This window comes from Pseudoalteromonas sp. 2CM37A, assembly GCF_023161885.1.
In the GTDB taxonomy this organism is placed as follows: domain Bacteria; phylum Pseudomonadota; class Gammaproteobacteria; order Enterobacterales; family Alteromonadaceae; genus Pseudoalteromonas; species Pseudoalteromonas atlantica.
The window spans coordinates 58,034-73,404 of record NZ_JALNTJ010000005.1 but is presented as its reverse complement, the minus strand read 5'-3'; the positions used below and the strand labels follow the sequence as shown (position 1 = coordinate 73,404).

Sequence of the window (15,371 nt, the reverse complement as noted above, 5' to 3'; positions counted from 1 at the left end):
TCAATAACAATTACCTAATGCTATTTCGAACGTTTTGCCATATATTATAGCCATTGCTAATAATTATTATTTTGTACGGAACTATTTATGTATTTTTATGCTGCACGCCAACCTATTTTAGACCGCGAAAAGGAGCTTGTTGGATATGAGTTATTATTTCGTGATGGCGTCGATAATGTATTTCCAGACATAGACGGTGACGAAGCAACAACGAAGCTAATTGAAGGGAGTCAGTTTAATTTTGGCTTAGAAGATTTAACTGGCAACAAACCCGCCTATATTAACTTTACTCTAGAAACCTTACTTAAAGGTTACCCTACTATGTTAGGGAAAGAGACGGTCGTTGTAGAAATCCTTGAAACCGTGCAACCAGGTAAGCGCTTACTGGCTATTGTTAAAGATTTAAAAGGAAAAGGCTACACCCTAGCGCTTGATGATTACATTCACCAACCAGTATGGCGCCATTTTTACCCATTTATCGATATTATAAAAATAGACTTTTTAACCACTGATGAAAGTGCAATAAAAACCATAATTAACGATATTAAAGCTTATCCACACATCAAGCTTTTAGCTGAAAAAGTAGAAACCTATGAAGCCTATAATTTAGCTCTTGAGCTTGGGTTTGAATATTTTCAGGGGTTCTTTTTTTCAAAGCCTGAAATGGTACAAAGTAAAGCACTGCCGCCATCAGAAATGGCATTAGCAGAACTGCTTTACGAAACCTCATCTGTTGAAATGGATCTTAAAAAGATAACCGATGTGTTTGAACGTGACGTAAATCTATCATACAAATTATTGCGTTATTCAAACTCAGCTGCGTTTGCGCGCAGAGCCGAAATAAACACAATCAAACAAGCACTCATCGTCCTTGGCGCTAACGAAATTAAAAAGCTGTTATCTTTGTTATTTGCAGCGCAAGTCTCTGCCGATAAACCTGTTGAGCTCATTAGGCTTTCGCTAACACGTGCACGATTTGGCGAACTACTTGCTATTTCACACGGGCAGTTTAAAGATACCGGCATGGCCTTTTTAACTGGCATGATGTCGCTTATGGACGCTATTTTAGATGAAACCATGGAAAGCGTTATGCAAAAGCTCCCGCTGTCTGCAGAGATAAAAGCTGCGCTATTGAATGACGAAGGCCTGCTTGCTCAGTATCTAAACTTGGTTAAGTTTTATGAGCACGCAGATTGGGAAGCCGCCAACGAGATTGCTAAACAATTAAATTTAGGCGAAGAAGTTGCCAATGCATACCATGACGCCTTAACGTGGGTTAATGAGCAAATGCAGCTGATGGTTAAAGAATAATAAACATTATGGCTTATTTATTTAAGCTCAAAATACACATAAAAAAATGCCAGCAATTGCTGGCATTTTTTATAGCTGTTATTTATAAGCTTTCTAAGAAGTCTTCATCAAAGTCTTCAGGCTCTTCTTTGATTGGAGGATTGCCGTCGTATAGCTCATAAAGCTGACGCTGAAAGTATATGTCTTTAACAAACAAATACGGGTCAAGAGAGTCATTAAGTAGGCCTTCTTGCGGGATAAGTGAAGCACGAGCTTCGACCGCTTTAAGCGCAAAAACTAAAATAGTTTGAGGCGTAGTCAGAGCGATTTCTGGTAACACAAAATTATCAACTACATCGCCTGTTAAGTTACGTGCTGTAGTTGGCCCCATAGCCGGCAGCATAATATATGCGCCATCGCCAACGCCCCACACGCCCAATGTTTGGCCAAAGTCTTCATCTACCAGCTCAAGTCCAAGTGAACTTGCAACATCAAAAATACCAAATACACCTACCGTAGAGTTAACTAAAAAACGCGCTAAACTCACGCCTGCGTTGCCCGCTTTACCTTGTAGCCCTGCGTTTATCATATCAACAGGCGCACTAATATTATCAGTAAAGTTAACAATCCCATTGCGTACAGGTACAGGGGTCACTTCTACATACCCTACAGCCACAGGGCGTAAAATATAAGCATCAAGAATATCCATATTAAAGTCGTACAATGGACGGTTAATGCTTTGTAGCGGGTCGCGCTCATCAACTTTGTTTTCTGGTACTTGTGCACATCCGGCTAGCACCAATAAACATAAAAAAGTAAAACTATGCTTTAACATCTAATGTCCTTAAGGTATTAATGTATCAATTTGAAGTTGGTAGTCACTTACGTTTTCACGTTGTAGTGTCACAGAGTGGCCCTCTAACTCACCACTACTTGGCATAACTGACTCATCGATTGAGATCCGCGCTGTGATCACAATATCTTTAGCACTTGATAAGTTTAACCCATCAACCATTGCATTAGCATCAGTGAGTTGCACCGTTAGCGGAAAGCTGTATTCATTTAGTTTAACAACCGCTAATGGCATAGGAGAGCCTTGAGCAGCCTTGGCAAAAATAAATAAAATCCCCTGCTGAGGCTGCTTATCGAAAAGCTCATCTGCTAAGCTCACAGTAACACTAATAGCACTATTAGCAGAGACCGGCATTACAGAGCCCTCATTTTGCATTTGTTGCTCTATATCGGAAATACGCTGCGCTATCATTGAATAACGCGTATCGCTTTTATCCATGCTTGCCAATAATACTTCAAACGCCGCTTTGGCTTGCGGCCAGTCCTTGCGCTCATAGGCAATAAGCGCTAATAAAGAAATTGCATCAAGGTTTGTTGGTTCAACTTTTAGCACTTTAGATAGCATACCCGCTGCACGCGTCATATTCTCTTCGCTGCCTTCAAGCAGTAAAACTTGGCTGTAGCTAATGAGTACTTGCATGTTGTCTGGGTTCATTCGAAGGGCTTTATCAAACGATTGCTGCGCCATATCAAATTCGTTTAACGACATAGCTACACGTCCAAGCAACATCCACGCAACTTCGTCATCGCCTGATTCACTAAGCTTAGTGCGCAGCGCTAAAGCAAACGCTTGCAACTCGTTTTGAGTTAATGGCTCACCTTTTTGCATTACCGCACGCTCGCCATAATCTGCAAGGTTATCCATTGCATCATACCACGCTGCTATTTGCTGCTGGCTCCCTGTAAAGGTGTAAAAAACACCGGTGAGGGCTAATAAAAATGCTGCGCCTGTTAAAGCAAAAATACGGTTATTACCTTTGCTATTAAGCGATTTTTCTGGTGAAAGCTCGTTCAATAAACGACGTTTTAGCTCAATAACCGATTCACTGTGGTTTTGCGCATCAATACGTTGATTGTCTAAGTCGTTTTGCAGCTCAACTAAACGCTGCTCGTAAATGCTGATCAATTCTGCATTAGCATTGTGAGTAATGGTTTGCACGCGCTCTTTTTTTAAAAAAGGCAACATAATAAAAGCCAGTGCAATTAGTGTGAGTAAAGCAAAACACGCCCACATTAAAATCATTAATTTTGCTCCTGACGTTTATTTTCTGCAATTAACTTAGCAAGTTTTGCTTCATCATCGCTGTTCCAGGTTTGCTTAACTGACGCCTTACGCTGGCGAATTACAATAAAACCAAAACCCAAAATAACAATAAGTACAGGTAAAACCCAAAGTACTAATGTGGCTGGTGTTACAGGCGGATCGTAATGAACAAAATAACCGTATCTGTCTATCATGTAATCGATTACTTCGTCTTTTGTTTTACCTTCTTTTACCAACGCGAGTACCTTGTCGCGTAAATCTTTTGCAACAATGGCATCAGAGTCTGCAATATTTTGGTTTTGACATTTAGGGCACCTGAGCTCTTTGGTTAACTCTTCAAAGCGCACGGCTTGTTGGTTATTGTCAAACTGGTAGCGATCTTGCTCGGCATACACTGCCATACTTATAAAAAAGCTCAGGGTTAATAAAAACACTCGCATTAATTTAGCTCCTGCATAACAGGGGCAAATTTAGCACGCCATACGCGCGGATTTAGATCCCCTGTATGGTGTAATAAAATTTTACCCGTTTTATCCACTAAAAATGTTTCAGGGGCACCTGATACACCTAAATCAAGTGATAAGGTACGGTGCAAGTCTAAAATATTAAATTGGTATGGGTCGCCAGCACGGCTGAGCATATCGCTCACATCGGTACGCAAAGCCTGCATATCAAATGGGCCATCAAAATCGGCATCGTACCCTTGTACATAGTACAAACCAATAATTTTTACGCCTTGCTCGCGTAGCTTAGTTAAATACCCTAGTTCAACTAAACATGTAGGGCACCAAGTCCCCCATACATTAAGTAAATAAACTTCGCCTTTTAGGCTTTCATCTGTCCAGCGCTTATCATCTTGCATTAAATCAGGCAGGTTAAACGCAGGCATCGTTTGGCCTAGTCGACCGGTTTGAATTTCACGAGGGTTGGCAAACAAACCTTGATACAAAAATACACATAAAAATATGAATATTAATAACGGTGCTAAAGCTAAAATTTTACGGTTCATTACGCATTCTCCAACGCTTTTTTGCGTGTACTTGCTGATGTACGGTAGCGTTTATCGAATAAAATCATAAACCCTGCAAGCGATATAAGTACACCGCCTATCCACATCCAACGCACGAAAGGTTTGTGATAAATACGCAGTGACCATGCCCCTTTACTTAATTGCTCACCGAGCGCTAAATATAGGTCGCGAGTAAAGCCGGCATCAATTGCCGCTTCGGTCATAAATTGCATACCAATATCGTATTTGCGTTTTTCTGCATGTAACTCAGTCACTAGTTTATCGTTATTAAATACCGACACTACACCAGCATGCCCACTGTAGTTAGGGCCGCGTATTGATTTAACGCCATCAAATCGGTATTCGTATTGGTTAAGCGTGACAATATCGCCTTGCTTCATAGAAACATCACGCTCCACCGAGTACGCCGAAGTAAGTGTTACGCCAGCAATAACAAATGCTAAACCAACGTGACCTAGCACCATAGCCCAGTAGCTAATGCCTAAACGTTTAATGCCTTCTTTTAGCGTCCCGTGAACCGACGCCTTGGCGTATAAATCTATGGCAGTAGATACAGCAACCCATACACCTAATGTGGTTGCTAATAATGTAAGTGGTTTTACGACATCGTAGCTTGAGAACAACCACGCACAGGTAATAACAACACTTATTAACACACCTATTAATACTTTATTTTGTAGTACAGCCCACTTGTTTTGTTTCCAACGAAGAAAAGGCCCTATTCCCATTAATATGGCAAATGGTACTAATAAAATGGCAAACATTTTATTAAAGAACGGTTCGCCAATAGAAATACTGCCTAGGCCCATTTCTTTATGCACCATAGGTAACAAAGTACCTAAAAGAACAATTAATGTGGCTACCACTAAAAAGATGTTGTTAAGCCATAAGGCCACTTCGCGTGATACAAACTTGTAACGGCCTTCGCTTTTAACTTGTGATACGCGCAGCGCATACAACGATAAACCGCCGCCAACAACAATGCCTAAAAAGGCTAGAATAAATAAACCTCTATCGGGGTCAGTGGCAAATGCATGCACCGATACAATAATACCTGAGCGAACAATAAAGGTGCCTAATAAGCTCAGTGAAAATGCAGCGATGGCAAGCAGCACAGTCCACGATTTAAATACACCGCGCTTTTCTGTCACGCTCAAAGAGTGCAATAAAGCCGTAGCAACTAGCCAGGGCATAAGCGATGCGTTTTCTACCGGATCCCAAAACCACCAGCCACCCCAGCCAAGCTCAGAGTAAGCCCACCAGCTGCCTATGGTTATTCCTAAACTTAAAAAGCCCCAAGCAGTCATCGTCCATGGGCGAGACCATTTAGCCCAGGTGTTATCAAGTTTACCTGTTAAAAGTGCTGCAATAGCAAATGAAAACGCAACCGATAACCCTACATATCCCATATACAGTAATGGCGGATGAATGATCATACCTGGGTCTTGTAGAAGCGGATTTAAATCACGCCCTTCAACAGGGAAATACGGCAGTAAGCGTTCAAAGGGACTTGAAAGCAGTAGTGTGTACATCATAAAACCGACACCTAAAAAGCCAAGCACACCTAAAACGCGTGCACGCAACACCCAAGGTAGCGATTTAGAACGCATAGCAACTACGGCGGTCCACCCTGCTTGCATTACAAGCCACAGTAAAATAGCGCCTTCGTGCCCACCCCACGTAGAGGTAATTTTATAATACCAAGGCAACGTACTACTTGAATGATACGCCACATAAGATACCGTAAAGTCATCTGTTAAGCTGGCATAGATAAGCGCAGCAAACGAGAGAAGTACAAAAGCAAATTGCCCAACGGCTAAAGACGGGGCCGCACGCATTAAACGAAGATTACCGGTATGCGCGCCCCACAGCGGAAAAATACACAGTAAAACGCTTAGCACCATGGCAAGCGTTAAAGAAAAATAACCAAGTTCTGGGATCATATTAGCTACCGCTATCTAGGTTGTATTTTGGTTTTTCGTGTTTAATTCCTTTTACGGCTTCTGCTACTTCTGCTGGCATGTATTCTTCATCATGCTTAGCCAGTACTTCAAAAGCTTCAATCACGTTTGGTTCTACAAGCACACCTTGCGCTACAATACCTTGGCCTTCGCGAAATAAGTCAGGCAAAATGCCTTGGTATTTAATTGTTACCAATGGCCCGGTATCAATCAGTTTAAAGCTGACTTGTAAACTTTGTTCATTACGAATGACAGAACCCGGCACAACCATACCGCCAATACGCAACTTTTGCCCTATTTGCGGTTTTTCTTTATCTGGGCCTTTGCCGTCTATTAGCTCGCTTGGTGTATAAAATAAGTTTATGTTTTCTTGTAGTGCATAAAGCACTAGGCCTACAGAGGCACCAATACCAAACAGTACTGCAATAATTACCAATAGGCGTTTTTTACGTCTTGGGTTCATGAGATTTGTTCCTGCTTCGCTTTTTTAATTCGCGCTTCGCGCGCAACTTGCTGCTCTACTGAGGCCATAATACGTTTTGTATCACGTAAAGAGCTAAATAAAATGCCCAACAAAATTAAGGCGCATGTACCAAATGAAAGCCACACGTAAAACCCGTAACCTCCCATTGCAATAAAATCAGAAAAAGAGTCAAACTGCATAATTTACCCCTTACTTAACAAGGCTCGAACCCAAGGTCGATGCTTTTCACGTTGTAATATTTCATTTTTAAGGCGAATTAACGTTACAGTGCCCACAAACGCTGCAAATGCTAAAATATTTACCATAAGCGGCCAAAACATACTTGGGTCAATGGCTTTTGTATCAAGCTTTGTGATTGTTGCGCCTTGGTGCAGAGTGTTCCACCACTCTACGGAGTAGTGAATAACAGGTAAATTAATTACCCCTACAATGGCTAAAATAGACGCTGCGCGCCCTGCTGATTTTTTATCTTCAAAGGCATGGTAAAGCGACAGCACGCCTAAGTATAAAAACAATAAAATAAGTTCAGAGGTTAAACGTGCATCCCATACCCACCAAGCACCCCACATAGGTTTACCCCATGCAGCGCCGGTAATTAAGGCAATAGCTGTAACACAAGCTCCCACCGGGGCAATAGCAATAACAGCAAGTTCAGCGTTACGTAATTGCCACACTAAAGCGACAATAGCTGCTATAGCCATAGAAGAGTATGCGCCCATAGACAAAATAGCCGACGGAACATGAATGAAAATAATACGGTAGCTGTCTTTTTGTTGATAATCAGCCGGTGCAAAACCTAAGCCCCAAATCCAACCAACAAGCATACTTATAACCGTAACAACGGCAAAATAAGGCAGTAACGTATTACATAATTGATATGCGCGCTCTGCTTTTGCGTAGGGATGTAACCACTTCCACATATTAACTTACACTCACTTTTAATGCTGACGATATGGCGATGGGTGCGCACATAATAGCAACTACTAACATGGCCCCAAGAATGGCAAGCTGCCCGCTATAATCCAGCGACATAGTACTGGTATCAATGGCTGACGTTGCAAAAATTAAAACAGGAATATACAAAGGCAACACTAATAGGCTCATTAAAATGCCGCCTTTTTGTAATCCCACAGTAAGGCCAGCCCCAATTGCACCAATAAAGCTTAATAGTGGCGTGCCTAATAATAATGTTAATACGGTCGCTAACAGCGCAGAGCTCTCTAAATTAAGCAATAAAGCAAATAACGGTGTCATTAATACTAATGGTAAACCGGTAACAACCCAATGCGCCGCGACTTTAGCCAACACGGTGAGTGATAGCGGGTACGATGAAGCAATTAGCTGCTCCAACGAGCCATCGTTATAGTCGTCTCTGAACAATTTATCGAGTCCAAGCATGGTAGAGAGCAAAGCTGCTACCCAAATAATACCTGGCGCCATTCTGTTTAATAGACCGGGCTCTGGGCCAATTGCTAACGGAAATAAAGAAATAACAATGAGAAAAAACAAGATAGGATTGATAATTTCAGCACGCTGGCGAAACGCAAGCTTTACATCTTTACTAAATACCGCACTAAACAGCAGCCAATATGAATGTTGACGAGTCATCAGTAACGATACTCCAAGGTCACCGTTTGTAGGTTTTCAAACTGTGTTGTTAAATCTTGATGGGTTGTTAGTAAAATAGCGCCACCACTTTTTAAGTGCTCAGAAAAACGTTGTTGTAGAAATGCAACGCCATTTTTATCAAGTGCAGTAAAGGGTTCATCAAGCACCCATAGTTTTGCATCGCTTAACCATAATCGCACTAAAGCAACACGACGCTGCTGCCCTGCAGAGAGCATTCTTACCGGCACATCTTCAAGGCCCACTAAGCCAAGCTTAGCTAAAATTGGATATAAGTCGGGCTCATTTGTATAGCCGTTAATGTGCAACCAATGGCGTACGTTTTCCAGTGCGCTGAGCTGCACATTAACACCGGTTTTATGGCCTATAAATAGCAGGTCTGTGGCGTACTCTTCATAATGCTTGGTAATAGCTTGCTGGTTATAAAAAATAGCGCCTTCATCAGGCACACTAAAGCCTGCGACAATACGCAATAATGATGTTTTGCCAGCCCCGTTAGGACCCGCTAATTGCATGATTTGACCGCTATTTAGGCTAAAATTAAGATCCGCAAACAAACAACGTTCTTGCTTGATGCAGGTGACGGACTTAATGTGTAACAAGATGACGTTTCTCTATGCCAAAAATTAGGCGTTAGTCTACCATAATGATAGGGTAATACGAATATTGCTTTAAAATCGATTCACGAAAATTAGCGAAAACTTGATTTAAAATAATGAATAATCCAACGCAAATCACATTATCTAATTCATTGGTTAATAACCAAAGCGCCCCGAGCACTTCGGACGAATTAGTACAATTACCCGAACAGGTACTTGCGGCTAAAAATATTCAGTTTTCAAAAGGCTCAATTACACTCGATGTTTTGATTGATAAACACTGGCAAACACTGCGCTTAGGCATAACGCATGCCCCTCAAAATACAGACAAAATAGCAAGTGCTAACATACAGCTCAGCGCTGATGGAAAGCAGCTAAATATTACTCCTAACAATACCAATATTACACTTAGCAACGCATCACAACTGCAGCGTTTTTTAAATTATGTTAGTACCGGTAGTGAAATACAAAGTAAACCCTTGCCAGTCAATGTACAGCTTTCGCCGTCACCGCAGCTTATGATACCTAGCCTTAATGCCAGTATTGCAATTAACAAAGAAACCGCACAGCTGTTAAATACCGAGCAGCCATTACAGGTACTTATTAATACAACCAATAAAGGCGCACAAATAAATGTTATTAACCGCTTTGCTGACACCGTTCATACTCAAACTCTCAGCCAGCATAAAATTTCGCAGCTATTAACTAACTTACTGCCCAGCGCGCAACTACAAGCAACGCCTAAATTAGCTATTATTTCGCACCCTCAGCATAGCGGCTCGTTCACAACCCCGATAACCAATAAACAGCTTAGTGAATTGCCTAGCAAGCCCGTGGCAGTAAATATTACTAATCAAGCAGATAAGCTGCTCATTAAAACTAACTTACCTAAAATGCAGGTCGCACTTAATAACTCATTTAGTAAACCCTTTACCGACTTGGTTTTATCACAGCAGCAAAATGCAGCCAGACCCCCCGCTGATAAAACAAGCCCGCAGTTAAGTGCACAAAGCCCTATAAAGTCATGGTTACAAAGTAGCTTTAGTGATATAAAAACGCGAATTAACGATGCCGTTAAATACTTTGAAAACAAACCCTTTGCGAGTAAAACGCCAACACAAACAAACACGCTAACAAACCCTACTTTAAGCAAGCTAAATATAACCGCAGAAGTGGCTAATCATCCTTTTACCCCTAACGGCCTTTTAGCTAAACACTTTGCGCAGCTACCTCCTTTAGTGCAAATAACCCAGCAATTAAAGGCGAGTGTGACGTTATGGCAATCAGCAAACAATACAGCTCAGCCCCATGCAGTGAGCGCCCAACCAACAAATGTAAGTACGCAAGGCAACGCTTCTGTGCCGCTGAGTTTAAAAACACTACATGCCACAACTTCACAGGTAAATACTCCTAACCAACCCAGTTTGTCTCACTCACTTTTTAACACAGCTGTAAGTCAGCAGTTACAACCAACAGAGGCTAAACTTTTAACCTCGCTTTTAAATTTGCCAACAGAGAGTGAGCGCCCAAATAGCGCTTCCAACCCTAAAACATTGTTGAGTAGCCAAATTACTGATATAGCAAGTAAAGCTACTCAAAATACACCTGATCTTACGCGTTTAGTGAATCAAGCTTTTAATAGAATGGTCTCCAGTACTAATGTGCACCCAGCCACCATACAGCGAGAGCTTTTAAGCACCTTACAACCGCTTACTACGCCAAACGACACACTACAAAGTAGCTTTACAAAAGGGCTTGAGCAACTTGCGGTTACTATTTTAGCGGCGCCAATAATAAGCCAATCAAGTACTTCGCTAACGTTTAATAACCACACAGGCGTGGATGCCCTACTTAATGTGCTTTTACCTACTTTTAAAGTAGGTAATGGCGCGGATAAACTATTAGAGCAACTTCAACAAACACAAATACAAGAGCTTGCCCCAGAGCTGCTACAAGTTAAAAATACCCTTAGCCAAGTACAAGTAACTACGCCAAACCAACAAAGCGACACAAACCCGCTAGCACAGTTTTTATTTCCGATGAAACTTCCGCCTGAAGCGGGACAAACAGAGATAACCTTAGGGCAATATAAAAAAGCCAGTGTAGATAAAACCGAAAAAAACGTGTGGTTTGTTAGGTTAAATTTTGATTATGCACAGCAAGGGCAATTACAAATAGTGGCTGAGCTTATGGACAAAGCCCTCGATTGCCAGCTGCTTGCCTCTAGCCAAGAAGTAAGTGCAATTGCACACCCTCATTTAGATAGCCTCAGGGCTAAATTAGCTCAGCATGGCTTGCAAGTAGGCGAGCTAAACTTAAAACGCGGAGATGCTAGTCATCAAGCGTTTTATCAATCGCATGCCATTATAAATATTAAGGTTTAACATGACTGACACCTCTAATTTAGCAGCAAATAATAAATCTGCGATTGGCCTGTTGTATGAAGCAGGAAATACCCCCGCGGTAAGTGTAAAAGGGTTTGGCGAGTTGGCCGATGAAATAATCGCAGCAGCGAAACAAAAAGGCATTATGATCCACCAAGATGAAGCACTTGCTAAAACACTCTCTCACTTAGAATTAGGAGAGGAAATACCTAAAGAGCTTTATTATGTTATTGCTGAATTGATTGCTTTTTCGTACGTGCTTCGTGGGCAGTTCCCACCTGGCTGGCAAGACTTTCAAGGTAAGCTAAATGTAAAGGCATAACTAGGTGGATGAATTATATCTCCCCCTTTATTAAGTATTACTGCACATTGGTATTACGTGTAGTTAAAAGCAAAAAAGACGCTAGGCGTCTTTTTGTTTATGTAACGAAAATAATAGTTCAGCCTCAGCCCTAGGAAGCTCGCACTCGCGTATCACCTCATCTAAATCTGCGCCAAGCTCAACCATTTTAACAGCACGAGAATATATTTTTGCGTCTGGGTCATCATATTTTTGGGCAGCTTGTTGTTGCATCAACTCTTGATTTTGTTGCTCAACTTCAAGTACGCGCTTACCAATACTTAAAAGCCCTGTTCTGAGCTCAGACACTTCACTGCGTAATATATGTGTTTGCTCTGAGGTATCTTTTAATTGCTGTGATACCGCATTAAGCTCCGCCGACTGTTTATTTTTTAATGCAACAATTAGCGCCAGCGATATTAAACCTATCCCTAGCGCTGCTATTGCGATACTGAGTAACAACATAATTTTAGTGGTAAAGCTTAAATATCGCTTAACTCATCCCATTCGTCATCGCTAAGTAATTTATTTAAATCGACTAAAATAAGTAATTCGTTATCGCGGTTACATACACCTTGGATAAACTTAGCGCTTTCTTCGGTACCAACATTTGGCGCGCTGTCTATTTCAGAGCTGCGTAAGTACACAACTTCAGAAACACTATCAGCTAAAATACCAATTACTTGCTCTTCTGCTTCAATAATTAAAATGCGAGAGTTGTCAGTTGCATCTGCAGCAGGCAAACCAAAGCGTGCACGAGTATCAATAACAGTGACTACGTTACCACGTAAATTTATAATGCCAATAACGTATGAAGGTGCTCCAGGTACTGGGGCAATTTCGGTATAACGTAAAATTTCTTGCACCTGCATTACGTTTACGCCATACGTTTCTTCTTCAAGCTTAAACGTTACCCACTGTAAAATCTCATCGTTGTTATCTGCGTTTTTATTCGCTGATAATAGTCTATCTTCGCTCATGCTGTTACCCCGTAATGGTCGTTACTACTGACGGCTATCTAAGCCTTTTTCTAATAGTGCATTTAAATTATCTACATCTATTAAAGCACACATTTTTTCTTTAATAACACCGGCAAGCCAAGGGCGTTTGCCACTGTTTTTTCGCCATTTTACATCTTCTTTACTCAATGTAATGTTATTTATTAACTTTTCGGCCAATAAACCCCAGTTGCTATCGCCTAGGGTTATTAAATACTGATAATTAAGAGAGGCCTCTAACTTTTCATCGTACTTTTCAGGCATTACCCAACGGGCAGTATCAACTACGTTTAGCTTTTCATCTCTATTAAGCATAACGCCTTTGAACCACTTTGGCTTACCAAATAAATGATTTACTTCACCTAATTGATGAATTCCTCCAAGCGCTTTCAAAGGAACAGCCAATGTTAAGCCAGCCACTTCAAAAAACAGAGCCTGAAATTCACCTTCAAAGTAATCTTCTTGGCTATGTAATAAAGGAGCAGGTTCTGTACTTAACTGGGTTTGCACCTCAGCTGTCTCTACTGGCTCAGGCTCAATAGGTGCCGGTGGCGAAATAGTGGCGTCAGCCTCGCTATTACTCTCTTTTACTTGCTCAGAATAAAGCTGCTCGGTTACTTTTAATTGCGCTTTGGGCTTTAAAAGTACTTCGTCGTTTTGTAAGGCACTAGGTACTTGCTCAAGTAGCTTTGCTACAGGCTCAAGGTTTTCCTCAGGTTCGTCTTCGCATAATAGCGCCCCTAAGTATTGAGTCATTACTTTTTCATTAGCAAATAATTGCTTACTCATTCATTAACCTTGTCCAATTAAATAATCTAATAACGCTTTATAAGCGTAAACCCCACGCGAACGTGGGCAAAACTCTATGGGTACCTTTTGTGCAAGGCTTGCATCTCTAAACTTTGTATCAACGGGGATCACCCCTGGCCATACTTTATCTTTATATGTATTTTGTAACGTTTTGTAGGCTTCAAGCGACGCTTTTGTGCGCTTATCATACATAGTAGGGATTATAGTATATTGGTACTGTTTCGCTTGAGAGCTTTGCATTAATTCCATAGTGCGCATCATTCTATCAAGCCCTTTGAGTGCCAAAAACTCAGTTTGTACAGGCACTAAAATACGTTCGCTGGCGGCTAATGCGTTCACCATTAAAACACCTAAAACGGGCGGGCAATCAAGCAGCGCATAATCGTAATGTTCACTAATTTTTGCAAGTGTTTTTTTTAAAATTAAGCCCATCCCCGTTTTATTACCCATACTTCTATCGAGGGTTGCTATAGCCATCGTCGCGGGCAATATATCTAGGTTTTCCATGGTAGAGGGGCACAATGCTTGAAGTATTTCTTCACTTTGCATTGAGGTGCCGCGAGCAAAAATATCGTACACACTGACTTCTAAATCTTCAGAATCAATACCAAAATAGTACGTTAGTGAGGCGTGAGGGTCGGTATCAATGAGTAATACGCGTTTACCTTGCAAGGCCAAAATACCAGCAAGACTGACAGCCGTTGTGGTTTTACCTACACCGCCCTTTTGATTTGCTACTGTCCAAATCTTCACATTAAGTCCTAATTACTGTTCATTGCGCGTGGTGATTCTGATGCCACCATGAGGTAAACGAATTATTTTAATAGAGTTATCATCAGAGGGAAGTTCCACCTCTGGCTCAGGCGCAGCTTGTTGCTCTTGCTCATCAGGCTCAGCTTCATTTTCGGTGGTTTGTTGTACTAAGCCATACTTAGAAAGCGCAATAACAACTTTACGATTCTCTGCTCGACCCGCTGCGGTGTCGTTATCGGCAAAAGGTGAGTATTGCCCATACCCCTCGATTGCCATTCTAGCTGGGTTAATTCCTAACGTTTCTAATTCAACTAAAATAGAGGTCGCCCGTGCAACTGACAACTCCCAGTTAGAGCGAAACATTTCATTGCGAATACTTTCGTTATCTGTGTAACCTCTTACCCTTATGTAGTTATCTACTGGGGCAATAATATCTTTTACAATTTTTACGACTTGTTTTGCTCGCGCGTGAGCCACAGAGCTACCACTTGAGAACAGCATTCCTGAACTTAGCTCAATAATAAGCCAGTCTTGGTTGAGCTCTAAACTGGCTTCTCCATCACGAATTTCATCAATAAGTGCTGAATGTAATTTAGTTAACAAACTATCGAGTGGTTTACCTAAATGTTTTTGTTTTATATTGCTGGTATCACTATGTCCATCTAGCAGCTCTGGGCCAGACTCCTGTTTTTGAATGCTCTCACCGTACAATAACTCTTGCTCTGGGGTAACACGGTCAGTAAGTAGCCCTTCACCAGTAACGCCCTCACCTTGTTGCGATTGCTGCCTTGCTGATTTGTCAAAAACCTGTTCTAGGGAGTCTGAGAGGATTTGAAAACTTTCTTCTTTATTTATGGCAATGGCATACATAACCACAAAAAAGGCAAACATAATGGTCATGTAATCAGCATAAGAGACTAACCAACGTTCTGTATGTTGATTTTTTTCAGCTGATTGACGTAAGCGCCGGCGTAACATAA

The 15,371-nt window shown here is 41.4% G+C and carries 18 protein-coding genes; 3 read left to right on the top strand and 15 right to left on the bottom strand.

All coding sequences use genetic code 11. From position 1 onward, the window contains the following. The first annotated feature begins 87 nt into the window (after nt 1-87). Entirely contained in the window at nt 88-1,311 is a 1,224-nt protein-coding gene (locus tag MTF68_RS12790) for an HDOD domain-containing protein (protein WP_248462706.1), read from the top strand. A gap of 82 nt (nt 1,312-1,393) precedes the next feature. Here MTF68_RS12790 and MTF68_RS12785 read toward each other — a convergent pair whose 3' ends face one another. Genes MTF68_RS12785 through ccmA form a run of 10 tightly spaced genes read right to left on the bottom strand, consistent with a single transcriptional unit; the run spans nt 1,394 to nt 9,109 of the window. Then, complete coding sequence (locus MTF68_RS12785) at nt 1,394-2,125, bottom strand: VacJ family lipoprotein (protein WP_004588329.1); 732 nt, start codon at nt 2,123-2,125, stop codon at nt 1,394-1,396. Nucleotides 2,126-2,134: 9 nt separating this feature from the next. Next, complete coding sequence (gene ccmI / locus MTF68_RS12780; RefSeq protein WP_248462705.1) at nt 2,135-3,385, bottom strand: c-type cytochrome biogenesis protein CcmI; 1,251 nt, start codon at nt 3,383-3,385, stop codon at nt 2,135-2,137. Beyond that, on the bottom strand, nt 3,385-3,846 hold the full coding sequence (locus tag MTF68_RS12775; protein WP_004588327.1) for a cytochrome c-type biogenesis protein: 462 nt from the start codon (nt 3,844-3,846) through the stop codon (nt 3,385-3,387). The genes ccmI and MTF68_RS12775 overlap by 1 nt, the downstream gene beginning before the upstream one ends. Then, entirely contained in the window at nt 3,846-4,415 is a 570-nt protein-coding gene (locus MTF68_RS12770; protein WP_029773820.1) for a redoxin family protein, read from the bottom strand. The genes MTF68_RS12775 and MTF68_RS12770 overlap by 1 nt, the downstream gene beginning before the upstream one ends. Further along, the gene (locus tag MTF68_RS12765; protein WP_029773819.1) at nt 4,415-6,379 is read right to left on the bottom strand and encodes a heme lyase CcmF/NrfE family subunit; all 1,965 of its coding nucleotides are present in this window, start codon (nt 6,377-6,379) and stop codon (nt 4,415-4,417) included. Before MTF68_RS12765 ends, MTF68_RS12770 begins: the two co-directional genes overlap by 1 nt. A 1-nt stretch (nt 6,380) precedes the next feature. Next, complete coding sequence (ccmE, locus tag MTF68_RS12760) at nt 6,381-6,860, bottom strand: cytochrome c maturation protein CcmE (RefSeq protein ID WP_004588324.1); 480 nt, start codon at nt 6,858-6,860, stop codon at nt 6,381-6,383. Continuing rightward, nucleotides 6,857-7,060 carry a heme exporter protein CcmD gene (gene ccmD, locus MTF68_RS12755; RefSeq protein ID WP_004588323.1) on the bottom strand — a complete coding sequence of 68 codons (204 nt, stop codon included), beginning with the start codon at nt 7,058-7,060 and terminating at the stop codon, nt 6,857-6,859. The genes ccmE and ccmD overlap by 4 nt, the downstream gene beginning before the upstream one ends. Before the next feature lie 3 nt (nt 7,061-7,063). Beyond that, nucleotides 7,064-7,801 carry a heme ABC transporter permease gene (locus MTF68_RS12750; RefSeq protein WP_004588322.1) on the bottom strand — a complete coding sequence of 246 codons (738 nt, stop codon included), beginning with the start codon at nt 7,799-7,801 and terminating at the stop codon, nt 7,064-7,066. Between the two features lies 1 nt (nt 7,802). Beyond that, the gene (gene ccmB / locus MTF68_RS12745; RefSeq protein ID WP_004588321.1) at nt 7,803-8,489 is read right to left on the bottom strand and encodes a heme exporter protein CcmB; all 687 of its coding nucleotides are present in this window, start codon (nt 8,487-8,489) and stop codon (nt 7,803-7,805) included. Beyond that, complete coding sequence (ccmA, locus tag MTF68_RS12740) at nt 8,489-9,109, bottom strand: cytochrome c biogenesis heme-transporting ATPase CcmA (protein ID WP_086004334.1); 621 nt, start codon at nt 9,107-9,109, stop codon at nt 8,489-8,491. Before ccmA ends, ccmB begins: the two co-directional genes overlap by 1 nt. A gap of 113 nt (nt 9,110-9,222) precedes the next feature. Between ccmA and MTF68_RS12735 the strand changes: the two genes are divergently transcribed. Together MTF68_RS12735 and MTF68_RS12730 are read left to right on the top strand one after the other, a co-directional pair. Then, complete coding sequence (locus MTF68_RS12735) at nt 9,223-11,490, top strand: flagellar hook-length control protein FliK (RefSeq protein ID WP_248462704.1); 2,268 nt, start codon at nt 9,223-9,225, stop codon at nt 11,488-11,490. Nucleotide 11,491: 1 nt separating this feature from the next. Beyond that, nucleotides 11,492-11,812, top strand: a complete 321-nt coding sequence (locus tag MTF68_RS12730; RefSeq protein ID WP_064386709.1) for an EscU/YscU/HrcU family type III secretion system export apparatus switch protein — start codon at nt 11,492-11,494, stop codon at nt 11,810-11,812. 81 nt (nt 11,813-11,893) lie between these two features. On the opposite strand, the gene MTF68_RS12725 is transcribed toward MTF68_RS12730, so the two are convergent. From MTF68_RS12725 to MTF68_RS12705, 5 genes are read right to left on the bottom strand one after another with little or no spacing between them, the layout of a single operon-like run. Further along, nucleotides 11,894-12,295, bottom strand: a complete 402-nt coding sequence (locus MTF68_RS12725; protein ID WP_004588317.1) for a DUF2802 domain-containing protein — start codon at nt 12,293-12,295, stop codon at nt 11,894-11,896. A gap of 17 nt (nt 12,296-12,312) precedes the next feature. Next, nucleotides 12,313-12,810 (bottom strand): chemotaxis protein CheW, encoded by a 498-nt coding sequence (locus MTF68_RS12720; RefSeq protein ID WP_004588316.1) that lies wholly within the window; start codon nt 12,808-12,810, stop codon nt 12,313-12,315. Nucleotides 12,811-12,834: 24 nt separating this feature from the next. Continuing rightward, entirely contained in the window at nt 12,835-13,617 is a 783-nt protein-coding gene (locus MTF68_RS12715) for a chemotaxis protein CheW (protein WP_004588315.1), read from the bottom strand. A 3-nt stretch (nt 13,618-13,620) separates the two neighbouring features. Next, complete coding sequence (locus MTF68_RS12710; protein WP_004588314.1) at nt 13,621-14,391, bottom strand: ParA family protein; 771 nt, start codon at nt 14,389-14,391, stop codon at nt 13,621-13,623. A gap of 12 nt (nt 14,392-14,403) precedes the next feature. Continuing rightward, entirely contained in the window at nt 14,404-15,369 is a 966-nt protein-coding gene (locus MTF68_RS12705) for a flagellar motor protein MotB (protein WP_248462703.1), read from the bottom strand. Nucleotides 15,370-15,371: the final 2 nt, after the last annotated feature.